We start from the raw sequence: 25,532 nt of genomic DNA on the forward strand, positions 1-25,532 counted from the left end.
GGGCTTATGCTGAGCCCAAAGCTCGCAATGACTAAAAAAACATTAACCCAAGCGTATTGGGTTTTAGAGACAAAAATACTTCGTTGCAGTCCTTAGCCGTGCTTGACAAAATCGATTTGTTTGGTCTTGATGAGTCCTGGACTGACGATTTTAGATTGTGGCTCAAAATCGCTAAATCTAAAATCTAAAATCTAATGTTGTTTCCGGTTGCATAGGAATGATATAGAGGACACGGCAGTGCCTAAGTCCCTAAAATTAATCGGGGTAGGGACACGGCAGTGCCGTGTCCTGACTGTGAGTAATATTAATTCCGATGCTACCGGAGTCGATATAAAATCTAAAGCAGAAACCTGGTTTTAGGGACAAAAATACTTCGTTGCAGCCCTTAGTCGCGGTTGACAAAATCGATTTGTTTGGTCTTGATGAGTCCTGAACTGACGATTTTAGATTGTGGCTCAAAACCGCTAAATCTAAAATCTAAAATCTAAAATCTAAAATCGATCGATCCTGCGCTGCCATTCGGCATCTATTTTGGCTGACTGTTCTAGTTCTTGTTGGGTTAATTCGGTTTCTGTTGTATAAGCTAAGTCTTCTCCTGTCAGAACGTTTTCTGCTGCAAATTCCCGGGCGTAGGCTAGTTTTTGGAGCAAGTTGGTATCTGGTTCGTTTAATAACATTGCTCGCTGCTGCCGCTCTTGATTGCGGGCTTCTATCCTGCTATTTTTCCACTGAATCCAGAAGTAGCGAATTAAAGGAATTGCGAGAAATCCGACACCGTAAATCAGGAGAATTGGATAAATAGCGCTGACGAAACCGATAAATCCACCTGCGATCGCACTTTTAGCTAATAAATTTCCTAAAACTAACGCACCGACAAGATTGACGGCTCCCAACCCTGCTGCGAGCATGACTTGGCCCGAGCTGGCCTGGCTGAAACGCCACAGCATTTCTCGCAAATAAGCTGCTACTGGTTCAGTATTTCTCTCGGTGGCTGTGGTTTGCAATTGCGGGAAATGGTAGACTATTTGCCCTTCGGGACTGACTTCGGGGCGGCCATCAAAACGGGCGAGAGCAGGTAACATATATTCTTCGTATTCTCGCGCGTATCCCTGTCCGAGATTGTCGAGATACGGGGCAATTTGTTCGGCGGCGACTGCGCCTCGATTGTTGCGAATTGCCACCGCAATATCGCTCCACTTGCGCTCTTCTAGATTGTTATTGGGATTGCCATCTCCAAATAGAAAGGAGAAAACTGCTTCCAGAAAACTCATCTGGGGTTTTTGGCCGGTTAAGCGCGATTGCTGCTGGTAGTAAGGTTCGTTATGGTTCCAGTAAAATATCCAGGGTAAGTCGTTCCAGAAGTAGGGAAAAAAGAAAAAGCCGCCGCCTCTGTTGTCGCCGCCGCCACCGTCTCCTCCTCCCCCGTTATTGTCGCTGTTCATACTGGAGAGCAGTAAAGTTATAGCCACAAAAATCAACAGGATGGAAGCTACCAGCACTATGCCAAAAGATATCCGAATCAGGTAAAATAAAACTCGCCAGATTTTTTGCCACCATTCCTGCAACTGCAAGCGCAAGAATTTGTTTCGCAAAATATCTCGAAAGTTTTTGGGAAATAGGTAGGCAATGTCGCCGGATTCTGCTACTTGCAGGTTGCCGCCTGCTTCAGAGGCGAGGGTTAACAGTTCTCGCTGGGCAAAATTGACATCTAATCCAGCTTTTGCCGCCACGTCTCCAACCGTAACGCGGTAGCCCAGTTGTTCGACGGCTTGCATAATGGTGGGATTCGGAGCCATAGGTTTCTCTCTGTGAAAATTACCCGGTTATTTTTATTATATATTGCGGGAATTCGAGCTGGTTTTGACGATCGGGGTTCTGAATTTTTTTGATGCTGCCCTTGACTTTGGAGCCAAATATTGCTAGTGTTTTGCCGAATAACTTTTAAGTGTTGGCTAAACCCGGATAGCTTAATAAAACTTTGCGATCGAATTTTGCCTCGGCTGGCTATGTGCTTGTTGGCTCTGAGGGCCAACGGCGGGGGATTGTGGGTACAGTTAGTAGGGTGCGCGAGCGAAGCGATCCGAAGGAAAGCCCTCGAAGAGGATCGCCCCTGCACCCTACAGCAGAACTTTTCCCTTCTGCGCGGGTTTTTGTAAGTTTTGTGTAGAGTGCCAGAGATATGTTAAAGAAATCTAGTTTTTTTGCAAGTCTTGCAAGACTTATATAAAATAGATAGAGCTTGCGCGGGTGTTAAACCCAAGGGCGTGTTTTAAGGTTCGCACTTGCGATCGACTAGACTTTTTAGCGCCCTCAACATAACTGCCAACTAAAACAGTTACGCAATTATTAATTGGAAAACTTTACAGGCTAATTTTTCTGATTAGTCGCTAACCAAAGAATCGCATATGCCAAGAACTCAACGCAACGATAACTTTATTGACAAAAGTTTCACGGTAATGGCTGATATCATCCTGAAGATTATGCCGGCGAAAAAGCAGGCGAAGGAAGCTTTTGCTTATTACCGGGATGGTATGTCAGCTCAAGCAGATGGCGAATATGCTGAAGCGCTGGACAATTATCATGAAGCGCTGAAGCTGGAGGAAGATCCTTACGATCGCAGTTATGTCTTGTACAATATGGGGCTGATCCATACTAGCAACGGCGAACACGAGAAAGCTTTGGAGTATTACGACGAGGCCCTAGAGCTCAATCCGAGAATGCCGCAAGCGCTGAATAATATTGCTGTGATTTACCACTATCAAGGGGAAAAGGAAAAGGAAGCTGGCAATTTTGAAGTGGCGGAAGGGCTGTTTGATAAAGCTGCAGATTATTGGAAGGAGGCTATTCGCTTGGCCCCGAACAATTACATTGAGGTGCAAAATTGGCTGAAGACGAGTGGCCGATCGCAGATTGATGTGTATTTTTAACTATGATGGGAATGGGGAATGGGGAATAGGGCATGGGGCATGGGGCATGGGTAATCGGTAATAGTTAGTAGTTAGTGGTTAGTGGTTATTTGTTAGGAGTTTTTCAAATAACAAATGCCCAATTCCCGATTCTTTTCGGCCAAATTCCCAATTCCAAATGCCCCATTCCAAATGCCCCATTCCCAATTCCCAATTCCCAATTCCCAATTCCCAATTCCCCATTCCCAATTCCCAATTCCCAATTCCCAATTTTTATGATTGACAGAGAAGAAGTTCGGAAAGTAGCGAATTTAGCTAGATTGGAATTAACGCCTGAAGAAGAAGAGCAGTTTACCGGTCAACTGAACGGTATTTTGGATTATTTTGAGCAGTTGAGCGAACTGGATACGAGTAAGGTGCAGCCGACAACGCGGGCGATCGATGTTAGCAATGTAATGCGATCGGACGATTTGCAACCTTTTGCTAACGGAGAAAGTATTTTGGAGGGAGCTCCCGATCGCGATGGGGAGTTTTTTAAAGTTCCTAAGATTATGTAGCTTTATAGTGATAAATCTGTAATGTTCATTCTTGGGATGACAGTCAGTCATGTACGTATTAATTGGTGGAGCAGGAATGATGGGGCTGGGTTTAGCCCAGCAGTTATTAAAAGTCGGTCATACGGTTGCCATCATTGATGTTGACCCGCTTGCCTGTCGCTTTGCTCGTGAAAAAATCGGAGTGATGGCATTTGAAGGCAGTGCAGTTAGCACAACGGTTCTTCTGGAAGCCGGAATTAAACAAGCAAGCGCAGTCGTTGCATCACTCAGGGATGATGCACTGAATTTAGCGCTGATCACCCTATCCAGGAGCTATGGCATTTCCCATATTGTGGTGCGAATGCGCGATCGCGAATTCATGGAAGCCTATCGACTTGCCGGGGCCAGTCACATCATCAGCACGATTGATTTGGCAGTCGCAACAATGGCAAATGCGATTGAATACCCTCAAATCGAGTCGATGATGCACTTTGAACAAGGGCAAGTCGAGGTGCTAAAGCTGCCAGTTCCAGGCGATTGCAATGTGGCAGGCCGCACCGTTGCTCAAATTGCTCAAGACCCCCGTTTTCCAACAGGTTCGCTGATTATTGGTTATCAATGCCATTCCTGCGCCAATCTGGAGATTCCGAACGGCAATACTGTTCTAGAAGCAGGTTCTACCATTCTCGTCGTCACCCGTCCAGAGCTAGTTCACCCCATGATTGATTACCTAGGCATTCGCGCTAGTCATCTGCCAACGTTAGAAGTTTCTCATCCAAATCTTTGATGTAAGGATGAACCAGATCCTCTGGAACAATTCGCTTGCGGAGCGCATCGCTAACGGCTCCTTTTTCTGCTAGGAGCAATCGCCGTCGAATCGTATCTAGCCCGCTGCGATCGCCCTCTATTTGACCGGCCCGATGTTTATTGTATAGATCGCGCAGCTCTCGCTCAGAGTGTGCTACTCGTGCTTGATACGATGCCCACAACTCCTCGTAAACTGCCTTCGGCAACACGCCAGATTTCAGCAAACTATCTAGCTCATCTTGAGCCGCTTTGGAAGCGATCAACTGAATCTGTAACTGCCCAGCTTCCTGCATTACATCAGAAACACGGCTAATTTTTAGCCGTTTTACTATCCACGGTAAACTTAATCCCTGTCCGACCAAGGAGAATAAAACTGCACCGAAAACCAGGGCAATAATGTTATCGCGTCCTGGTAGGGTCAAGGGAATCGCAACAGCTAAGGCCATTGAGAGAGACCCTTTAATATTCCCTAAAACCAAAATGTGCTGCCAGCGTAGCGGAATGGGGCGATCGAACCAGCGCAGCCCCGCTAATAACAAATAGACCGAGAGAATCCGTCCCAGTTGATAGGCCAGAATGACCAATAAAATGGATGGCAAAATTCTCCACAGCGTCAGCGGGTTAATTTCAATTCCAATCAGCAGGAAAATAAACGTATTGACGCCAAAACCAGCGTATTCCCAGAAACTCAGCAAGGTAATCCGATCCGAGGCAGACGAACTGCGAGGCAGCCCGAGGTTGCCAAAAACAAGTCCGGTGATGACCACCGCCACCGCGCCCGATACGCCTAAAAATTGTCCGATTTGGAAGGTTCCCAATGCGAGAGCGACGGTTAGCAAAAGGCTACTCAACGGATCGTTTAAGCGAACAAATATCGGCACGCTCAAGTAACCTAAAACACCCCCGACCACTGCCCCACCTAACGCAACCACGAGCAGTTCTTTCACGCCTTGTACAGCGGTGAGAGAGCCTGTCGAATAAATGACCAAAACCAAATTAAATGAAATTAGAGCAGCCGCATCATTGAACAGAGTTTCTCCCTCAACAATGGTAGACAATCGAGAAGGCACGCGGAGCTCCTTAAAAACTGCGATCATCGAGACTGTATCCGTGTTTGCCAAAATGACTCCGATCAGCAACGCTGGAATCCAGTCTAGCCCCAGCCCAAATTTAACCAGAACAGCGATAATTGCTGAGGAAAAGATCGAGCCTGGACCCGCCAGCAGCGCGATCGGCTTAAAGGTGCTGCGGAGACGGCTGATATCAGTATTGATCGAGGCTTCAAAAATCAGAATTGGTAGGAAAAGATTTAATACTAAAGAGGGGTCTAAACCAATTCGACGGGACAAAACCTCTGTGATTGGCAACCCTGCCAACACCAAACCTGTAACATAAGGAATTCTTAACCGCTGGGTTACCAGAGCAACAACAGTTGCAAGCAGCAGCAAAATGATCAAGATGACGATCAGTTGTGGAATGGCTCCTGACGTTTGGCTTTCTATGGCGGAACTGCTACCTAGGGGGGGTTGTTGCGCTACAATCCACTGCATTATCGATGCTCCTCCATAAACTTGCTTTCCTGCGTTTGAGTCTACAGGAGATGGTTCACTCTGATGTAGGCGTAACTGCAATATATTATGCTGTGTTTGGATGAATGCCAATGAAGCTGAAACAGGATTTCTGGGCTGGTTGGGCGATCGGCGCGATCGTCATTACCTCTTGCTCGATCCCAAACTGCTTTACAAGGACAACAATCTGATATCGCTGCGATCGTCATTACCTCTTGTTGTGCCCAAACTGCCTGACAAGGGCAACAATCTAATACAGAGCAAGTACCTAGCTAGCGATTAAATAGACAAAATAGTACACTTATAGACAAACCTCTTGGGTGTCCCATGTTCAAACCCTGCGCGATTTGCAAAAAAGCTTGGACTATCAGTAAAAACCCTTCAGCGCTGGGATGTCGCTCTTAAGTTACCGGCCAAGCGCACCCTGTCGGGTCATCGATTTTACACAGAAGATGACTTTTTAATAGCCAACGGCTTGAAACCCACAGAAGCCAAGCGAAAAACGATTGTCTACTGCCGAGTGTCGTCGGGCGGCCAAAAGCCAGAACTGAAAAATCAGCTACTTGCTTTTGGTTGCCTTCTGCTTGGGTAGAGGGTTGACCGTCGATGACTGGGTATCGGAAATTGGTGGCGAACTAAACTTCAAAAGGAAAAAGTTTTTAGCAATTATGCTGTCAATGCTTAAAGGCGAAATATCAATAATAGTAATTGCACACAAAGATAGAATGTGTCATTTTGCTTTTGAGTTCATTCAAAAACTTGCCGTATCAGTTGGATGTGAAATTGTAGTCGCTTTCTCAGGAGTCCTTGTCTCCTCAGCAGGAATTAGTAGAAGATTTGATGGCGATAATCCACTGTTTTTTTGCCGATTATACGGTCTGCGGAATTACTCCAAGGAAATCTAGGAGAACTTGAAAAATGCTATTGACAAACCCGTACAAGAGGTGGCAGAATTGAACACATAAATACAGTGTTGAGGTCGAACAATGCTTTTATCCATCAAAACAAAGTTAAAGTTAAACAAAAGTCAATCAACGGTCATGAGCAAACACGCTGGAATAGCTCGGTTTACTTATAACTGGGGACTGGCTACTTGGAGCCACCTTTATAAAGATGGATTAAAGCCCAACAAATACCTACTTAAGAAATTCTTCAACAATCATGTAAAACCTGAGTTTACATGGATTAAAGAAAGGGTGATCTGCCAGAAGATAACTCAATACGCCTTCGATAATCTAGGTGACGCTTTCTCTCGTTTCTTCTCGAAGAAAGGTGGATATCCCAAGTTCAAGAAAAAGGGACATCATGACTCTTTCACGATTGACGCAAGTGGTAAACCAATACCTGTAGGCGGTACGTCTATCAAGCTGCCGACAATCGGTTGGGTAAAAACCTATGAAGGATTACCTCACACTACTTGCAAATCAATTACTATTTCACGTACTGCCGACAGTTGGTTTATCGCGTTCGCCTACGAACAGAGTCATGAACCAACAGTTAAGAGTCACGAGATTGCTGGAGTCGATTTGGGGGTCAAGGTTCTAGCTACGCTGTCAACTGGCGTAGTATTCCCGAATCCAAAACACTACAAAACCCACTTAAGTAAGTTGTGTAGATTGTCAAAGGAATTATCCAGGAAGGAGAATGGCTCCAGCAATAGATTCAAGGCAAAGTGCAAGCTAGCAAAGCATCATGCTTTAATAGCAAACCTCAGAAAAAACACTCTTCATCAAATCACTACTTACTTATGCAAAAACCACGCAACGATAGTAGTAGAAGATTTAAATATTTCTGGGATGCTGAAAAACCACAAGCTAGCACAGGTAATAGCTGACTGTGGATTTCATGAATTCAAACGTCAGTTAGAATACAAGGCTAAAAAGTTTGGTTGTGAAGTAATTGTTGCTGACCGTTGGTTTCCGTCTAGTAAAACCTGTTCAAACTGCGGGCATATTCAAGATATGCCGCTGAAAGAAAGAACTTACAACTGCGGAAGTTGTGGTCATTCGATGGACAGAGATTTAAACGCAGCGATTAATTTATCACGTTGGGCTTCATCGTGAAAGCTTACTGAGGGATAGCCGCTCCCATGCTCCCGATGAAGTAAGAAGCAATGTCTAGACTTGTCTAGTATTTGTATAGCAGCGTAAAACCTCACACTGCTCTAGAAGCTAGTTTCCTACTAGAAGAGATGGGCTGTCACAGAGCAATCAGTTTATTCATTTTCGGAAAATAGTTATGACAACCGATCGCACCGCAAAATCTCGCTGGCTTTTCGCCCTTTGGCAATTGACGATCGTTTCGCTTAGCCTGGTTCTCATTTTTGCTCTTGCTTATTGGAGCCTGGATGCACTGGAATGGGGAGGACTTCAGGAGCGTAATGGGAAACCTGTACAATAATTAGGAAAAGCGATAGATTTCGCAGTCCATTAAGTTACATTATAAAATCTTTTAATCTGGTTGAGTTACTGTTTTTATTGTACCTCCTCTTTATGATAAAGGCTCTAGATATTCATACTGGCGGACAACTATTAGTTTTTTTTATATTTAGATTTGTTAAATTTAAAAAAATATTTAAAAAGCTTAGATTATACTTATTTGTAGTGCATTAGAAGATTTTTTTAATCCGGTCATAAATATCAGTATACCTACTCAGAATACCGCCTGCTCTTCAATTTCTTATTAGTGAAATTACGCAGATGACCACTAGCATTTTCGGTTACAACCTAAGCGAAGCCATTTACGAAAGTGTCAATACTATTATTTATCGCGCCACAAGACACGTTGATAGAACCTCCGCGATCGTCAAAACCTTTAAGGCCGAGCATCCGACAATCGAAGAAATTTCCCGCTTAAGACACGAACATAAAATTCTCAGACATTTAGAAAGTGAAGGAATAGTCAAGCCCATAGCCTTAGAAAACTATCATAACGGCTTAGCGCTGATAGTAGAAAATTTTAGCGGTCAATCTTTAAAAGATTTTCTCAAAAATCAATCCTTGGCTATAAACGCATTTCTCAAAATCGGCATTCAGTTAGCAAACACTCTAGGAGAGATTCATCACAGTAATGTGATCCATAAAGATATTAAGCCCCAAAATATCCTAATTAACCCAGAGACAAAAGAAGTAAAAATCATTGATTTTAGCATTGCTTCTCTCTTAGAGCGAGAAAATCAAACTGTCACCAATCCCAACTTATTAGAAGGAACTCTCGCTTATATGTCGCCGGAACAAACCGGCAGAATGAACCGCACAGTGGACTACCGTACCGACTTTTACTCCCTTGGTGTTACATTTTATGAAATGCTGACGGGTAAGCTACCTTTTTCCGCAAAAGACCCTCTAGAATTCGTTCACTGCCATATAGCTAAAGCACCAATACCACCGAAAGAACTAATTTCAGAAATCCCGGATGCAGTTTCTGAGATCGTAATGAAATTATTATCTAAAACCGCTGAAGATAGATATCAAAGTGCTTTGGGACTAAAGGTTGACTTAGAAACCTGCCAGCAGATGCTTTCTTCAGGAGAGATTTGCCACTTTATTATAGGTCAACTAGATTCCTACAGCCAATTTCTGATTCCGCAAAAACTCTATGGACGGGAAAGAGAAGTTGCTAGTTTGCTAGAAGCCTTCGCTCGCGTCAGTGGTGGGAAAACGGAAATGATGCTAGTTTCCGGTTATTCAGGTATCGGCAAATCTTCCTTGGTTAACGAAGTTGATAAACCTATAGTGGCAGCGCGAGGGTATTTTCTTTCTGGTAAATTTGACCAATTCAAGCGAAATATTCCTTATGCTTCTTTAATTCAAGCATTTCAAGGATTGATGCGGCAACTGCTAACTGAAAGTTCCGCTCAAATAGCAATTTGGAAAGCTAAAATTCTCGAAGCACTTGGTGCCAATGGGCAAATTATTATTGATGTTATTCCCGAAGTAGAAAAGATTGTCGATCCACAGCCTGCGGTTCCGACCTTGGGACCGACTGAATCTCAAAACCGATTTAATCGAGTGTTTCAAAAATTTATACAGGTGTTTAGTAAAGCCGAACACCCCCTAGTGATATTTTTGGATGACTTGCAGTGGGCCGATTCAGCTTCGCTCAAGCTTATCCAGCTAATTATGACCGATCCAGATAGTAAATATCTGCTATTAATTGGGGCTTATCGGGATAATGAAGTCAGTGCCACTCATCCCTTAATTTATACCTTAGAGCAAATTCAAAAGACCAATGCGGTAGTCAATAATATTATCCTCCAAGCTTTAGAAATCTCCCATGTCAACCAGTTAGTCAGCGAAACCCTTCGCAGTCAAATTTCTGAAGTTTTGCCCCTGTCTGAGTTAGTTTTTAATAAAACCCAGGGCAATCCTTTCTTTTTAACTCAACTTCTCAAATCCCTTTATCAAGACAAAATCCTATCCTTTGATTTCGATCGAGTTTGCTGGCAGTGGGATATCCAACTGCTTCAAGGCATTGATATCAGCGATAATGTAGTCGAATTGATGGTCAGCCAAATTCAAAAGCTGTCGTCCCAGACGCAGAATGTCTTAAAATTAGCTGCCTGTATTGGAGACATATTTAGTTTAGAAGTTTTGGCAATTGCTAATAAACAATCTCAGTCAGAGACGGCAAGAGATTTATGGGAAGCGCTACAAGCTGGTTTCGTTCTGCCGCTAAATAATTCCTACAAAATCCCCCTGCTATTTGACTCAGAAATATCGAAAGAAAAGTCAACTGAGCAGTTTGATGTCATTTATAAGTTTTTGCACGACCGAGTGCAACAGGCATCTTATTGTCTGATCCCCGACGAGCAAAAAAAAGAAACTCACCTAAAAATCGGTCTACTACTGCTACATTCCACAACGCCAGAAGAACAAAAAGAAAATATCTTTGTACTGGTTAACCAACTAAATTACGGCACCGATTTACTCACTTTGGAGTTGGAAAGATATGAGCTGGCAGAACTCAATCTGATCGCCGGACAGAAAGCCAAAGCAGCAACAGCTTATGAGTCGGCTGTCAAATATTTGAATGTGGGTTTGGGACTTCTCGCGGAGGATAGCTGGGAGAGTCAATATGAGCTGACTTTAAACCTCTATTTAGAAGCAGCAGAAGCAGAATTTATAACCACCAACTTTGAGCGATCGCAACAGTTGTCTGATGTCATCATCAAACAAGCAAAAACACTCCTAGAAAAAATCAAGGTATATGAACTTAAAATTCAGTTTTATATTGCTGAAAACCGGGCCCAATCAGGCATAGATACTGGCATTAGCGTTCTGGAAATGTTCGGCGTTTACCTGGAGCAAGAACCCCCCCAAGAACTGATTATTGACGATTTAGTCGATCTGCAGCCAATGACAGATATTAATAAACTTGCGGCCATGCGGATATTAACAAGCATCGTAATCGCGGCTTATCTTGGCAATGGGGCAATGCTGCCGTCGATTGTATTTACGATGATAAATTTGTCTGTCAAGTATGGCAACTCGCCCGAATCCGCTTACGCATACGTTTTTTATGGGTCTCTTCTATGTGGGCCAATGGGGGATATAGATTCTGGATATCAATTTGGCAAACTGGCTGTTGTTTTGTTGGAAAAATTTGAGGCGAACTCACTTAAGTGTAAGGTACATTTAATATTTAACGCTCTTGTCAGATTCTGGAAAGAGCCTAAGAGGAATAGCTTAGAACCTTTAATTGCTGGAATGCACAGTGGCTTTGAAGTCGGAGATTTAGACTGTGCTTGTCATAGTGTTCTCAATTATTCTTATCTAATCTTTTTCTGCGGAGAAGAACTGGAAAAAGTTGAACGCGAACAGACAAAATATGTCGCTATTACCATCAAGGCTAAGCAAGATTACGATACTTTTGGCATCAAAATTTACCAGCAATTAGTTAAGAATTTTCTCGGCAAAGCCTCAGATAAATATCGGTTGATTGGCGAGAGTTTTAATGAAGAAGAAATGGTGCCCGTGTTCCGAGAGTCTAGCAATGGGACTCTGCTCTTTTTTTACTATGTCGCCCAAACAATTCTTCTTTATTCATTTAAAGATTACGAAGGAACAGTAGCCAGCGCGAATTTAGTCTCAGAATATGCCAGCTACGGCGTGGGATTGAAGCAGAATGCCCTCTACAACTTCTACCATTCTCTTGCCCTTCTAGCACTGCATCCAAAAGCACAGCCAAGCCAGAAAGAACAATATTTAAGTGAAGTAGCAGCAAACCAAGAAAAAATGAAGACTTGGGCGTTTCATGCGCCGTGCAACTTCCAGCATAAGTATGACTTAGTAGAAGCAGAAAAAGCGCGGATTTTGGGACAACATTTAGAAGCTAGCGATTATTACGATCGCGCCATAGCAAAAGCCAAAGAACAGGGATATATCCAAGAAGAAGCATTAGCAAACGAACTGGCGGCAGAATTTTATTTGTCCCGCTCTAAAGATAAAATTGCTCGGGTTTATTTAACCGATGCTTACTACGGATATATTCGCTGGGGAGCTAAAGCTATAGTCAAAGATTTGGAAGCCAGATATCCTCAAATACTTTCCCGGATAGCCAAGCCAGAAACTCAACGTAGCCAGGTCGGTATGACCACTACTTCGACGAGTGGAGGGAGTGCAGGATCTCTAGATTTAGCTACTGTGATCAAAGCATCTCAAGCTCTTTCTGGTGAAATTGTGCTGAGTAAGCTGTTGGCAAAATTGATGAAAATTGCGATCGAGAATGCGGGTGCTCAAAGTGGCATTTTCATTTTAGAACAAGCTGGAAATCTACTAATTGAAGCTTACGGAACCATAGATAGCGATGTAGAAGTGCTGCAAACAATCCCCGTAGAAAAAAGTCAGCAACTACCCATATCTTTGATTAACTATGTTGCCAGAACTCAGGAAAATGTTGTATTAAACGATGCGACTTGTGAGGGAACCTTCACGGCAGATACTTATATCGTCAATCAAAAACCCAAGTCAGTATTATGTACTCCCATCGTCCATCAAGGAAAACTTACTGGCCTTCTTTACTTAGAAAATAATCTCACAACTGGTGCTTTTACTCCAGATCGTTTAGAAGTTTTACAACTTTTATCTTCTCAAGCAGCTATTTCAATTGAAAATGCCCGTCTCTATAACGATTTGGAAGCAGCAAACGCAAGTTTAGAAGCAAAGGTAGCAGAAAGAACGCAACAGTTACAAGAAAAAAATATCCATTTACAAAAAGCAGAAGAATTAGCGAAAGCCGCCAACTCTGCCAAGAGTGAGTTTCTTGCTAATATGAGCCACGAGCTCCGAACCCCACTTAATGGTATTTTGGGTTACACCCAAATCCTCAAACGACAAAAAAACTTGGGTGAGCAGCAAAAAGATGGTCTGAACGTAATTAATCAGTGCGGCGAACACCTCTTAACCCTAATTAACGATATTTTAGACCTGTCCAAAATCGAAGCCCGAAAAATGGAAATTCACCTGAGTAATTTCCCTTTCTCAGAATTTTTGGAAGGCATTGCTGAAATTTGCAATATTCGGGCAGAACAAAAGGGAATCTCCCTGATTTACGAGCCAATTACCAAACTACCTCTTGCCGTCGAGGGTGATGAAAAACGGTTGCGGCAAGTTTTAATCAACTTACTCGGCAATGCGATTAAGTTTACCGAACAAGGCGGAGTGGCATTCAAAGTAGGATATCAGGATGCCAAGCTCCGGTTTCAAGTGGAAGATACCGGAGTTGGTATGGCATTAGAGCAATTGCAAGACATATTTTTGCCTTTTCACCAAGTAGGAGAGGCCAACCTTAAGATTGAAGGAACAGGATTAGGACTGGCAATTAGCCGCCAATTAGTCCAGATGATGGGCGGTGAAATAAAGGTGAAGAGTACATTAGGACAAGGGAGCATTTTCTTCTTCGATTTAGATTTACCAGAGGTATCGGAATGGGCGACTAATGCAGCTAAAGCAAATGCTCACGTCATCGTTGGTTTCAAAGGCGGAAAGCGAAAAATTCTCATAGCTGATGACAAGTGGCAGAATCGCTCGATGATGCTGGGAATGCTTCAGCCTTTAGGCTTTGAACTGATGGAGGCAACGGAGGGTCAGGACTGTTTAAACAAGGCGCAGGAGTTTCAACCCGACTGTATCTTAATGGACTTGATGATGCCAATAATGAGTGGCTTAGAAGCGACCCGCCGGATTCGCAAATCACAAGGTCAGACTAAGTTAGTAGTGATTGCTACTTCTGCCAGCGTTTTTGATTTCGATAAACAACAAAGTGTTGATGTAGGTTGCAATGATTTTATTCCCAAGCCTATCCGAATAGAGGAGCTTTTAGAAAAATTACGTACTCATTTAGGGTTAGAATGGATCTATGAAGATAATTTGGAAGAAATCAGGAAAGCAGAAGCAGAAAAAAAATCTCTAACCTCGGAAATTGTAGCCCCCCCCGATGACGAAATCGCCGCTTTATTCAATCTAGCGATGATGGGCGATCTGCGAGCCATTGGGGAGCGAGCTAAAAAGCTAGAACAACTTAATGAACAGTGGGGGCCCTTTGCTACCCATCTGCGCCAGTTAGTGAAAGGATTTGAAGAACAACAAATCTTGGAGTTTATTAAGCAATATAGGACTGCAAAATAATGAATAATGAACTACCCGAACAAAACACAATTTTAATCGTAGATGACACCCCGACTAATTTAGGTGTCCTGTTCGATTTTTTGGCTGATTATGGGTTCAAAGTATTGGTAGCTAGGGATGGGCAAAGTGCTCTCCAGAAGGTCGAATATGCCGCGCCCGATTTGATCCTGTTGGATGTGCTTATGCCGGGAATAGATGGGTTTGAAACTTGCAGCCGTTTGAAAGCCAATGATTTAACGAGAGACATTCCCGTGATTTTTATGACGGCTCTTGCGGATACAGTGGATAAGGTTAAAGGTTTGAGTCTTGGTGCTGTGGATTATATCACTAAGCCTCTTCAACATGAAGAGGTTTTAGCTCGCGTTAATGTCCATCTGAAGCTCCGCAACCTATCGAAGAAAATCCTAGAAAAGAATGTGTGCTTAGAAGGAGAAATCGAACAGCGTGCGAAAGCCGAGGCCTCCCTTTTGAAGCTGGCATCGGAGTTGGAAAGGCGAGTTGAGGAAAGGACTGCTGAACTTTTCCAATCCAATCAATTGCTCAAACAGGAGATTCAAGAGCGTCTGCAAGCAGAGGCGGGATTGCAGGAATCGGAAGCTCAATTGCGAACCCAAGCTCAATCCTTAGAAAAAGCCTTTCGCGAATTGCAATTGACCCAGACTAAACTGGTGCAGAGCGAAAAAATGTCTTCTCTAGGTCAGCTTGTTGCAGGTGTAGCCCATGAAATCAATAATCCCGTTAATTTCATTTATGGGAATCTTTCTTACGCCCATGACTATACCAAAAGTCTGATTGAACTCGTGAATTTTTATCAGCAGGAATTCCCCGTTTCGGGGCCAAAAATTGAAGAAAAAATAGACGATATCGAACTGGAGTTTTTGGTGGAAGACTTGCCTAAACTGCTGATGTCAATGAAGGTAGGTGTAGACCGGATTCGCGAGATTGTTCAGTCGCTGCGAATCTTCTCGCGATTGGATGAATCTGAGATGAAACCAGTGGATATTCACCAGGGTATTGATAGCACTCTGTTAATTTTGCATAACCGCTTTAAAGGAAGGGGCGATCGACCTCCGATTGAGGTGGTCAGAGAATTCGGCAATCTGCCTCTGGTAGAGTGTTATGCTGGTCAGCTTAACCAGGTGTTTATGAATCTTGTCGTTAATGCTATTGATGCCCTAGATGATTACAATGCGACGCGATCGTTAAGTGAAATGAAAGCTAATCCTTCTAAGATTTTCATTCGCACTGAAGTCACGGAAAGCAATCGGGTATTAATCCAGATTAAGGATAACGGGCCTGGGATGACAGAAGATATCAGCAGACACCTATTTGAGCCATTTTTTACTACTAAACCTCTTGGGAAGGGCATCGGTATTGGGTTGTCAATTTCCCATCAGATTGTAGTGGATAAACATGGCGGTCAGCTCAATTGTATTTCAGCTCCTAATCAGGGGGCAAAGTTTATTATTGATATTCCAATTCACCAGCGATTTTTTGCTAACAATTTGATTCCGATGTCTGAAACAGCTTTGAGAATTTCTTAGCGGGACTTAAACAAATTTTACCCAAATAAATTCCAAACTGGCTTTACAGGCAGTAAATACATCTATGTTTTATTGCAACCAGCGCACAAATCAATAGCAATCCTAAATGATTTGCTTGCATTATACGCGAGCTTTCTGGCTCGCACTGCAAGGATTCTGGTCTCGATCGATTTTGCGACAGATGCGAGGATTGCTATATAAAATATAGCTGTTCTAAAAGCTGACAAAGCATCAGTATCATGGAATTATATTGGTCGCAACTTAAGTCTTTTCTGCGTATGTTTTATCCAACCAAAACAAAAATGATTGATATAGCCTTTCTCAAAAAGATGAGGTATGACTGACAGCTTACATAACCACCCAGACGCTTGAGGGCTGAAGCCCAACTACGTACCTCATCTTTCGCTCGAACCGCTATACATTAATTCCCGAATCACTCGATTTAATCAATCCTCAACATCTAAAAAACTGGTTTGCTAAATGCTGCTACTGTCATCTGTAAGCTTGCAATCTGCTGTATGTGGGTGCGATGCCTGCGGCCATTGGTGACAATTAAGCTTAAGTTCCCCGCTTCGCAGGGCTGTTTCATTCTATTGTAGGGGGCAGCGTATAGTGGCTGCCTCAATCCCACCAAACACCTGTACGGGCAATCCCCCCGCGGTTGCCCTCATGGATGGGGAGGGTCGGCATTTTTGGCACTACCCGACAAAACCCTGGTTTTCCTGAGAATGAAAAAGCCCTGGGTTTAAAAGGATACCGTTGGCGAATTCATCAAAGAGAAACCAGAGCTAATTGTCTTGTCTGGGAGTAGGGTAATCGTCCTTTCTTACCTTGGATTCAGTTAGCATCACAGACACGCCACGTCAGAATCTCCCAACGTTTAAGGACAGGTTCAGCAATCACGATCTCATTTTCTCTTGCCTCCATGACGATCAAATAATCTCCCTGATTAAATCTGTCATTGTAAATTCTTGCTTGTTCTTCTGGCACCAACCATCCTTGAAGTGCGCCATATAGACCGCCAGCAGTTGCAGCAATCCCACTTCCAAAGAAAGTTGCTAAAATGCTTTCCACCGCTAATGCCTGACCAATACCGGGAATTAGCAGGCTGCTGAGTCCAACAATTAAGGCTAGTGAACCTAGTCGTATGCTGCCGTATATCGCGCCTACTTGTGCGCCTGCTGCTCTTGTCATTAAAATTTGCTGCACGCCCAGAGAGTCCAAATCATCATTGTCTGAAGGTTTAGCAATCACTGAAATCTTGTGCATGGGGAAGCCCCTGCTTTTTAGTTCAACTAGCGCCTGCTCTGCGTTTCGATGATTAGTAAATAGGCCGCTAGCACGTTTGAGATTTTGGGAAGTCATGATAAAAATTGAATATTTAACGGCGTAAATTTGAAGGGCAGTCTAGAAAGACAATCGGAACTAACGCCCCACAAAAGCAACCTAATTAAGAGGTGCAAAACGCTTTAGCAAAGCTGACAGAGCAAGCATGGGCAGTCCGCATCCGACGCAAATCAAACCCTGGATCGGGCTTAAGGCTTCAGTGTCGAATAGCTGGTTCATAATACCCCATTGGCTAAACAGGAATTGGAGAATGAAAACGCTCCCAAGGCCGATCGCTACCGCGTAGCCAACCGATTCATCTTTACCGCGTAACTTCGCGACCAGCGCCGGAACAAAGCGGCTAATACTTAACAGGTAAAAGGCTTCTGCGGCAACCAACGCTTGAATTGCCATCGTCCGAGCTAAGGCTTCGTTGCCTGTGGTTTGGACGATCCATTCAAACGTTCCAAAAATCGCAATCCAGTTAAAGAGTGAAACTGTCAGAATTCGGGCGATCAGCCTGCGAGACAGCAGCGGTTCGTTAGTGGGTCGAGGCGGCTGTTGCATGACATCAACAGAAGGTGGCTCAAATGCCAACGGTAAGCTTAAAGCAACTGAACTAACCATGTTTAGCCAGAGAATTTGTATCGGCGAAATGGGCAGTGGGGTTGCCAGAAGTACGGCAATCAAGATGGTCATCGACTCGCCACCATTCACGGGTAGGATGAAAGCGATCGCCCGCAGCAGATTCTTATAAACCGTGCGTCCTTCCTCAACTGCTTTCTCAATCGAAGCAAAGTTGTCGTCTGTCAACAGCATATCCGCTGCTTCTTTTGTAACTTCAGTACCTGTAATGCCCATCGCTATGCCAATGTCAGCTTGCTTCAAGGCGGGAGCGTCGTTAACTCCATCTCCAGTCATCGCCACAATCTCGCCCTTAGACTGAAGTGCTTCGACAATGCGGAGCTTTTGTTCGGGTGCGACTCGCGCAAATACACAGCTTTGTTCAACAGCATTGGCTAATTCCTGCTGATTCATTTGAGCGAGTTCTTGACCCGTGAAAACAGGAGCCTCTTGGGTTTGATTTAGTCCCATTTGGTGCGCGATCGCTGCTGCTGTTTTGGCATGGTCGCCCGTGATCATTTTGACCTGAATTCCCGCAGATCGACAGGCTTGAATCGCTTGAATGGCTTCGGGGCGAGGTGGATCGATCATGCCTTGCAGCCCCAGAAACGTTAAATCCTGTTCAATGTCAGAATGCTCAATGGCAGATTGAGAGGCGGAGACAACTTTCTTGGCAAGTGCTAGAACTCGTAGCCCTTTTTTCGCCATTCTCTCTACAGTTTGCTCGATTTGCGCCGAGTTGAGGGCGATCGCCTCTCCGTCTGCATCAAGCATCTGGTGACACCGCTGGAGAATTGCCTCAATTGAACCCTTGACATAAATCAAGCGTTCTGGACGATTATTATGCAGGGTTGCCATGTATTGAAACTGAGACTCAAACGGCAGGGTATCGAGCCGGGGAAGCGCCTGCGTTAGTTTGTCGCTTAACCCAGCTTTGTAAGCGACTGCAACTAGCGCCCCTTCCGTCGGGTTGCCGATCGCAGTCCAGTTCCCGTCTTGCACGTCTAGATAGGAATCATTGCACAAAAGTCCAGCTTGCAAGCATTCATATAAAGCAGGTGCGATCGCCAGGTCAACGGAGTGTCCATTGACAGAAATTTCCCCATCTGGTGCATATCCTCCACCGCTAACCCGATAACGCTTTCCTCCTGCATCGATCTCTTGAACCGTCATTTGATTCTCAGTCAAGGTTCCGGTTTTGTCCGAACAAATCACAGTGGTGCTACCCAACGTCTCAATTGCCGGTAGTTTGCGAATAATGGCGTGCTGCTTTGCCATCCGGGAAACCCCGATCGCCAGCGTGACCGTTAAAATCGCGGGTAAGCCTTCAGGAATCGCGCTGACCGCCAGCGCCACAGAAGCCTTGAACACCTCAATCCAGGAGAATCCTCGGGCAATGCCTGCAGCAAAGGTGAAGGCAGCCAAGCCCAAAATGACGTACAGCAAGGTTTTGCTAAATTTGTCAATTTTGCGAGTCAGTGGGGTTTCCAAGGTGGTGCTTTGTTGCATCAGTTGGGAGATGTGTCCGGTCTCGGTCATCTCGCCAATAGCCACAACCAGTCCGCGTCCCTGTCCAGACGTTACCAGGCTGCCGGTATAGGCCATGTTCGTGCGTTCTGCCAGTGAAGCGTCTGCCTCTAGCGCCTGGGAGTTTTTCTCCACCGGGACAGATTCTCCCGTCAACCCTGACTCATCGATCTGGAGGTGGCGGATTTCGATCAGCCGCAAATCCGCAGGGACTTTATCACCAGAAGACAGCAACACCAGATCGCCAGGAACCAGTTCGCTGGAAGAAACTACCTCCTTTTGACCGTGGCGGAAAATAGTTGCCTCGGTGGTAACTGATTTTGCCAGAGCGGCGATCGCATTTTCTGCCTTTGATTCTTGAACAAAACCAATGGTGGCGTTCGTTAGAGCCACCCCCAAAATTACCCCTGAATCAATCCACTCTTTCAGAAATGCTGTAACTATCCCAGCAGCTAACAAAATGTAGATTAGCGGCTGATTCAGTTGCTGAAGAAATCGCAGCCAAGCACTTTGCGGCTTCTGAGCCGTTAGTTGATTGGGGCCGAGGCGATCGCGCCGCTCTGCTGCCACATCGGAAGATAGGCCTATTTCAAGGTCACTCTCTAAAAGCCGAGCCACTTTCTCCACGGAGAGGTGATGCCAAGAGTGTTCTAGTAATTTTTCTACATTCGTTGCAGTCATAACGCTTATTGTCAAGCCAAGTGCTTGTCTGTTGTTTCGTCTTGTTTCTAGCGTCATTGATGAATGTGAGGGAAAAATGATCTACTGATTTCTGTTACTCACATTTGGATCACATTTGCTCCCTAGACTTAGGCAGAGAAGGGATTGAGATAGCTTATGGACTTGCAAACCTTAGTTCACTGGATTTGATTTATTGTTGCCTTTTAATAGAGTTGTAAAAAGCATTACTTTTGATGGATGAACTATCGTACACTCACTTGTTAAGTTGAGATAATCGAAGACTTCATGCTGAGGTTTATCGGCAAAATTGCGTTTCAAAACAAACAAAACAGACAAAGAATATGCAATTATCAATGCTATTTGCAAAAGGAATCAGCGTCAGCACTGCTGCTATTTTGGGTTTAGCTGCTTGCAACCCGCCCAATGCTTCACAGACAACTGTTCCATCTACTTCTGCTCCCACAATTGCCACTGAAAATACGACTGCTCCAACCGCTCCTGCGCCTGCAACCACGACCGCACAGACGGCTCAGAATCAAGATATTGACGATATTGCCGATCGCGTAGAAGATGCCTTGGACTCCGATAGCACCCTCAAACCCTTCGATTTGGACGCAGACGATCGGGGTAATTCAATTGTGTTAACCGGGCGCGTTCAAACGGCAGAACAAAAAGCCTTGGCCGAACAAGTCGCTCGGCAAGTTGCACCGAATATTTCGATAAATAACGAAATCGTCATTCAGTAGTTATACTAAATCCGGGTTAGATATCCCCTTTATCATCCAGATTGCGTAGGGTGCGTCGCCGCGAGTAACTCTCGATGCTGGCAAAGATTTAAGAGCGACGCACTTTTGCGACACGACTGCAGGGGGTAATACCAAATCCGGGGAAGAAAAGCCCTCGATCATCCCGATTGCGTAGGGTGCGTCGCCACGAACAACTCTCGCTGCTGGCAAATATTATCGAGCGACGCACTTTTGCGACATAATAAATTGAAACAATAAACTTATTCCACGATCTCGTAACGGACTAACTGGCGAACATTTTGACGCGATAACTGGAGTTCTTGGGCGATCGCTGCCTCTATCTGGGTTGCGTCAGTCATTGGCAATTTTAATTCCAATCGCTTCAAAATGGGTTCTGCTGTTTCTACCGAAACCAGGGTTGTTCCTTGTTTTCGGTTAATCACCGCGTTGATCAGCAATATATTGACAGACACCGTTGCTTTAAGCTGGGTATCTGCCTGAAGTTTATTCTTTGCGATCTGGGGTTGTTGTAATTCTTGAGCCATTAGGAAACTGGAACCAACCCAAAACGCGATCGCCACAAACGGTAGCGGCAACCAAAACTCTGCGCCTGATGCTTTTAGCCAACGTTTAGTAACCTGCCACATAGTACACCCATTTGTTTTAAACGCTTGGCCCGCGATCTATTTGCACTTTAGTGGAGCGATCGCTCTGCTGAAATCCTACTCAAGGGAGATGCGTAAACTATTCGAGTTCGATATAAGCACCAATCAGCGATGTCGGCCGAACAAAATTACAACGGTTCCAATCAGAGAAATTGTAACACCAAGTAAGTCCCACTTATCTGGCTTGACTCCTTCAATGAGCCACAACCAAAACAGAGATGCAAGAATGTAAATACCGCCATAGGCAGCATATACTCTTCCAGCGTTTGCAGCATTGACTTGAGTTAGAGAAAGCGCAAAACAGATTAAAGCTAAAATGCCTGGAACAATCCACAAAATACTCTTTTCAAGTCTCACCCATGCCCAGAAAGCGTAACACCCACAGATTTCTGTTAAAGCTGCAAGTAGAAAAAAAGCAAGTGTTGGCATTTTTAGATTAATACTTAAAATACAGCGTATTCCAGGTTGATGAAGTGTAGGGACACGGCAATGCCGTGTCCCTACGGGGATAGAACGATAGGCGGGGTACTTCATAAACGTGGAATCTGCTGTAGGTAAATTTCATCAGCATATCAACAGCAATTCTCATTTTGAAACCCTGGCACTATAAATTGAGCTTTCAAGCCTAGATTGCTAACGAGGGAATAAGGGTTTCAGATACCGAAATTCCTCAAAATAGCGAGTTTGGATGGGAATCACTCTCATAATCTTGCATAATGAGACCTGGTCTCACCATACCTCTTATGTCAGATCAACTTATGTCAGATCAACCTGCACTCCTAATCGAACTGCTCCATGCGGCTTACGCAGCCTTCAACGCGCGAGACATTGACGCTGCCCTTGCCCTCATGACTCCGGACGTGGCTTGGCCGAAAGCGTTCAAAGGCGGTTTTGTCCGTGGGCCTGAAGAAGTTCGCGCTTACTGGACGGAGCAATGGAGCGAGATCGATCCGCACGTCGAGCCGGTTTCCTTTTACTCGGAGGAGATCGGGCGCATTTTGGTCGATGTGCATCAGGTCGTGCGTGACTTGGCTGGAGCAGTTCTTGTCGATGAGCACGTGGGTCATCGATTCACCCTCGAGCACGGCTTGATTCAAGCTATGGAAGTCTGTCCACTTCCATCGTCCACCCCAGAGTCCTAACCAGTTCAAACTTCTCTGCCATCACAGCAATTCTCATTGTTTATAAGCCAAATTAAGGAAATATTATGAGAATCCTACTTGTGGAGGACGACCCAAAGCAACTGATGCCGCTACAAACAGTGCTGTCTCAAGCAGGACATAGCGTAGATGGGGTAAAAGATGGAGAGACGGCGCAGTGGCTGTTATCAGAAAAAGACTATGATTTGTTGATCCTGGACTGGATGTTGCCACATATCAGTGGGGTAAATCTCTGCCGTCAGTATCGAGCTGCAGGGAAAACAGCTCCGGTTTTGATGATCACGGCAAGAGACACCACGACTGAAAAAGTGACCGGGTTGGACGCAGGCGCAGATGATTACCTGGTGAAACCGATCGATTTGCTTGAATTCATGGCACGAGTCCGGGCCTTAAGACGGCGATCGCCCCTTTGGCAAGGAGATACGCTCAGCCTTGAGGATCTGCACCTCCACCTCGATAGTCTTACCGTTGAGCGGCAAGGTGCAACCGTTTCCCTCTCCAGTCGCGAGTTTCAGTTGTTGGAGTATTTTATGCGCCATCCCCGGCAAGTTTTGACTCGGAATCAGATTGAACAAGCCGTGTGGGAATGGGGGACTGAACCAGAGAGCAATGCGATCACTGTTCTAGTTCGCAAACTCCGCCAACGCTTGCAGGCTGTAGGAGCCGCCGACTGGATTGATAGCATTTACGGTATGGGTTATCGCCTGACTTCCCCTGAAAAGTAACGATCGTAAAGGCAAGCCGTGTTCAATCAAAGTCGTCGCAATTTGGCTCGTTGGTTCACCCTCTCAATGGGAAGCATTCTCGTGCTGTTTGCGGGGGTGATTTACCAGATTGAGGTAAAAGATAAACTAGAAGCCGTTGACCTACTGCTATATGACAAAACTAGAGTCATGGCTGCCAGCGTGTATTATGAAGTTCGCCAAAACCAGAACCAGGTCGATCTGAGTCATGTCCCGTTGTTAGGCAGCGGGTCTCATCCCGTTGCAGAAGATCTGATTTACGTGCGGTGGTATAACGCACAAAGGCGGCTCGTTCGTTTTTTTGGGACTCCTTCCCCAGAGCAGTTAAATACGTCCTTTGGTTATCTGACTGTTCGATCGACCGATCCACTTTTGGGAAAAGGGATCTGGCTGCGTCAGGTGACATTACCAGTCGAAGGCAGAACCGGGGTGCTTGGCTATCTTCAGGTTGCAACTCCCCTGACAGAAACTCAAAACAGGCTCACTGAGCTTCTGATTGTGCTAACTCTCGCTGTCCCGCTGACACTGGGCTTAATTGCCCTCACAGGTTGGTTTCTCAGTGGGCTGGCCATGCAACCGATTCGGCAAGCTTACCAACAGCTTCAACGCTTTACAGCCGATGCCTCTCACGAGTTGCGATCGCCCCTCTCTGCCATCCTCACTAATGCCCAGCTTGGGTTGCTCATCGCGGCTGATGATTCGCGTTACCATCCTCCCTTAGAAAACATTGTAGATAGCGCAAAATCAATGGGAGCGCTGGTGAATAATTTACTGCTGTTGGCTCGTCATCAAGGGCGACTTGCGCCGGAATCGCTCAAGTTAATCAATCTCAACGAGTTGCTGAGCAATTTAGCAACCCAGTTTGTCGCACTTGCAGAACCCCAAAATATCAAACTTACCTGCGAATCACCGGCACAGCGGATTGAATTATTGGCCGACCCCGATCTGCTGCGGCAAGTAGTCGAAAACTTGCTTTACAATGCCTGTAAATATACTCCCGTTGGCGGAACTGTAAAGATACGCCTAGTTCTTCATTCCAATTTGGCAGTTATTCAGATAATCGATACGGGAATCGGTATTTCAGAAGCGGACTTACCCTATATTTTCGATCGCTTCTATCGGGTGGACACTGAGCGATCGCTCGATAGTGGTGGATTTGGACTAGGGTTAGCGATCGTCCAACAGATTGTCCAGGCCCACGGTGGAAAAATTCATGTGACGAGTGAAGTGGGCAAAGGCTCAACGTTTCAGATTGAACTGCCGCTCAAACCTTATGACTAAGCCGCCTCAAACGAGAGAGAAGGTGCACTCTGCTTTAGACGTAACTGCAATGTATGTGGTGTATTTGGATGAATGCCGATGAAGCTGAAACATGATTTCTGGGTTGGTTGGGCGATCGTCGCGATCGTCATTACCTCTTGTTCAGAGCAAACTACCTCACAAAAGCAACAACCTGATATAAAACGTGAAACCTCACTGCGATCGGTCACGTTAGATAAAACAAAAGTTGTGATGGGACAAACCCTATATGTCCCTATTTACTCGCATATTTATCACTACAATAGCCAGGATGATGTGATGGAGTTGTCAGCCACGCTCAGTATTCGCAATACGGATCTGACAAATTCGATTATTATCACTTCTGTGCGTTACTACGATACCGATGGGCAATTGATTAGGCAGGATATTAAAAGTCCTGTAGAACTCAAGCCGCTTGCTTCCACAAACTTTTTCATTGCAGCAAATGATACAAGTGGAGGCTCAGGTGCCAACTTTATTGTGGAGTGGGTTGCAGAAAAAACGGTTTATGAGCCTGTCATTGAAGCTGTCATGATCAGTACCTCTTTTTCTCAGGGCATTTCATTTGTTAGTCCCGCTAAAGTTCTCAAGCAACACAGGATGAAGAAATGATTTTAGGAGATTAGCTTACTGCTCTAGAAGGTAGTTTGCGACTAGTCTAGAAGCTATTGACGAACTGCTGTCAAAATATTTAATCCCACATTCCGCAGGTCTTTAAATAGAATTGATGGTTATAAATTTTAAAAATTCAACCCTGAAGTGATTACTGGGTA

The 25,532-nt window shown here is 44.8% G+C and carries 20 protein-coding genes and 1 pseudogene; 14 read left to right on the forward strand and 7 right to left on the reverse strand.

What is annotated here, in order from left to right:
- Positions 1 to 491: 491 nt before the first annotated feature.
- Positions 492 to 1,796 (reverse strand): hypothetical protein, encoded by a 1,305-nt coding sequence (locus QUA56_RS06740; RefSeq protein ID WP_333354846.1) that lies wholly within the window; start codon positions 1,794 to 1,796, stop codon positions 492 to 494.
- A 609-nt stretch (positions 1,797 to 2,405) separates the two neighbouring features.
- Here QUA56_RS06740 and QUA56_RS06745 point away from each other — a divergent pair.
- Positions 2,406 to 2,927 (forward strand): photosystem I assembly protein Ycf3, encoded by a 522-nt coding sequence (locus QUA56_RS06745; RefSeq protein WP_333354849.1) that lies wholly within the window; start codon positions 2,406 to 2,408, stop codon positions 2,925 to 2,927.
- A gap of 78 nt (positions 2,928 to 3,005) precedes the next feature.
- Here the strand turns inward: QUA56_RS06745 and QUA56_RS06750 are convergent, their stop codons facing one another.
- Positions 3,006 to 3,149 (reverse strand): hypothetical protein, encoded by a 144-nt coding sequence (locus QUA56_RS06750; protein WP_333354852.1) that lies wholly within the window; start codon positions 3,147 to 3,149, stop codon positions 3,006 to 3,008.
- A 32-nt stretch (positions 3,150 to 3,181) separates the two neighbouring features.
- Between QUA56_RS06750 and gatC the strand changes: the two genes are divergently transcribed.
- Both gatC and QUA56_RS06760 read left to right on the forward strand, forming a co-directional pair.
- Positions 3,182 to 3,463 (forward strand): Asp-tRNA(Asn)/Glu-tRNA(Gln) amidotransferase subunit GatC, encoded by a 282-nt coding sequence (gatC, locus tag QUA56_RS06755; protein ID WP_332978921.1) that lies wholly within the window; start codon positions 3,182 to 3,184, stop codon positions 3,461 to 3,463.
- Between the two features lie 49 nt (positions 3,464 to 3,512).
- Positions 3,513 to 4,229, forward strand: coding sequence for a TrkA family potassium uptake protein (locus tag QUA56_RS06760; RefSeq protein WP_333354855.1), 717 nt, complete (start codon positions 3,513 to 3,515; stop codon positions 4,227 to 4,229).
- Here the strand turns inward: QUA56_RS06760 and QUA56_RS06765 are convergent.
- The gene (locus tag QUA56_RS06765) at positions 4,186 to 5,799 is read right to left on the reverse strand and encodes a sodium:proton antiporter (RefSeq protein ID WP_333354857.1); all 1,614 of its coding nucleotides are present in this window, start codon (positions 5,797 to 5,799) and stop codon (positions 4,186 to 4,188) included. The genes QUA56_RS06760 and QUA56_RS06765 overlap by 44 nt on opposite strands.
- A 100-nt stretch (positions 5,800 to 5,899) precedes the next feature.
- Here QUA56_RS06765 and QUA56_RS06770 point away from each other — a divergent pair, with 100 nt between their 5' ends.
- The 6 genes and pseudogenes from QUA56_RS06770 to QUA56_RS06795 all read left to right on the forward strand — a co-directional run bounded on the left by QUA56_RS06770 (position 5,900) and on the right by QUA56_RS06795 (position 15,988).
- The gene (locus tag QUA56_RS06770) at positions 5,900 to 6,100 is read left to right on the forward strand and encodes a hypothetical protein (RefSeq protein WP_333354861.1); all 201 of its coding nucleotides are present in this window, start codon (positions 5,900 to 5,902) and stop codon (positions 6,098 to 6,100) included.
- Positions 6,101 to 6,133: 33 nt separating this feature from the next.
- Positions 6,134 to 6,722, forward strand: a pseudogene (locus tag QUA56_RS06775) (IS607 family transposase).
- A gap of 81 nt (positions 6,723 to 6,803) precedes the next feature.
- On the forward strand, positions 6,804 to 7,880 hold the full coding sequence (locus tag QUA56_RS06780) for an RNA-guided endonuclease TnpB family protein (RefSeq protein WP_333354864.1): 1,077 nt from the start codon (positions 6,804 to 6,806) through the stop codon (positions 7,878 to 7,880).
- Between the two features lie 175 nt (positions 7,881 to 8,055).
- Complete coding sequence (locus tag QUA56_RS06785) at positions 8,056 to 8,217, forward strand: hypothetical protein (protein ID WP_333354866.1); 162 nt, start codon at positions 8,056 to 8,058, stop codon at positions 8,215 to 8,217.
- Between the two features lie 299 nt (positions 8,218 to 8,516).
- Entirely contained in the window at positions 8,517 to 14,444 is a 5,928-nt protein-coding gene (locus QUA56_RS06790; protein WP_333354868.1) for an AAA family ATPase, read from the forward strand.
- On the forward strand, positions 14,444 to 15,988 hold the full coding sequence (locus QUA56_RS06795) for a response regulator (RefSeq protein WP_333354872.1): 1,545 nt from the start codon (positions 14,444 to 14,446) through the stop codon (positions 15,986 to 15,988). Before QUA56_RS06790 ends, QUA56_RS06795 begins: the two co-directional genes overlap by 1 nt.
- Before the next feature lie 837 nt (positions 15,989 to 16,825).
- Here the strand turns inward: QUA56_RS06795 and QUA56_RS06800 are convergent.
- Positions 16,826 to 17,353 carry a hypothetical protein gene (locus tag QUA56_RS06800; protein WP_333354875.1) on the reverse strand — a complete coding sequence of 176 codons (528 nt, stop codon included), beginning with the start codon at positions 17,351 to 17,353 and terminating at the stop codon, positions 16,826 to 16,828.
- A gap of 81 nt (positions 17,354 to 17,434) precedes the next feature.
- A complete protein-coding gene (locus QUA56_RS06805) occupies positions 17,435 to 20,146 on the reverse strand; it encodes a cation-transporting P-type ATPase (protein ID WP_333354878.1) in 2,712 nt (903 codons plus the stop codon).
- Between the two features lie 341 nt (positions 20,147 to 20,487).
- On the opposite strand from QUA56_RS06805, the gene QUA56_RS06810 reads away from it, so the two are divergent.
- Complete coding sequence (locus QUA56_RS06810) at positions 20,488 to 20,892, forward strand: BON domain-containing protein (RefSeq protein WP_333354880.1); 405 nt, start codon at positions 20,488 to 20,490, stop codon at positions 20,890 to 20,892.
- A 260-nt stretch (positions 20,893 to 21,152) separates the two neighbouring features.
- Here QUA56_RS06810 and QUA56_RS06815 read toward each other — a convergent pair whose 3' ends face one another.
- The gene (locus QUA56_RS06815) at positions 21,153 to 21,539 is read right to left on the reverse strand and encodes a hypothetical protein (RefSeq protein WP_333354883.1); all 387 of its coding nucleotides are present in this window, start codon (positions 21,537 to 21,539) and stop codon (positions 21,153 to 21,155) included.
- 123 nt (positions 21,540 to 21,662) lie between these two features.
- Positions 21,663 to 21,986 (reverse strand): YnfA family protein, encoded by a 324-nt coding sequence (locus QUA56_RS06820; protein ID WP_333354886.1) that lies wholly within the window; start codon positions 21,984 to 21,986, stop codon positions 21,663 to 21,665.
- Between the two features lie 329 nt (positions 21,987 to 22,315).
- Here QUA56_RS06820 and QUA56_RS06825 point away from each other — a divergent pair, with 329 nt between their 5' ends.
- From QUA56_RS06825 to QUA56_RS06840, 4 genes are all read left to right on the forward strand, one after another.
- The gene (locus QUA56_RS06825; protein WP_333354888.1) at positions 22,316 to 22,699 is read left to right on the forward strand and encodes a nuclear transport factor 2 family protein; all 384 of its coding nucleotides are present in this window, start codon (positions 22,316 to 22,318) and stop codon (positions 22,697 to 22,699) included.
- Between the two features lie 65 nt (positions 22,700 to 22,764).
- Positions 22,765 to 23,442: a two-component system response regulator RppA gene (gene rppA / locus QUA56_RS06830; RefSeq protein ID WP_333354891.1), complete on the forward strand. Its 678-nt coding sequence runs from the start codon at positions 22,765 to 22,767 to the stop codon at positions 23,440 to 23,442.
- Positions 23,443 to 23,460: 18 nt separating this feature from the next.
- The gene (locus QUA56_RS06835; RefSeq protein WP_333354893.1) at positions 23,461 to 24,741 is read left to right on the forward strand and encodes a HAMP domain-containing sensor histidine kinase; all 1,281 of its coding nucleotides are present in this window, start codon (positions 23,461 to 23,463) and stop codon (positions 24,739 to 24,741) included.
- Positions 24,742 to 24,819: 78 nt separating this feature from the next.
- Entirely contained in the window at positions 24,820 to 25,371 is a 552-nt protein-coding gene (locus tag QUA56_RS06840) for a DUF3124 domain-containing protein (protein ID WP_333354895.1), read from the forward strand.
- Positions 25,372 to 25,532: the final 161 nt, after the last annotated feature.

The organism is Microcoleus sp. N3A4, from assembly GCF_036701805.1.
In the GTDB taxonomy this organism is placed as follows: domain Bacteria; phylum Cyanobacteriota; class Cyanobacteriia; order Cyanobacteriales; family Microcoleaceae; genus Microcoleus.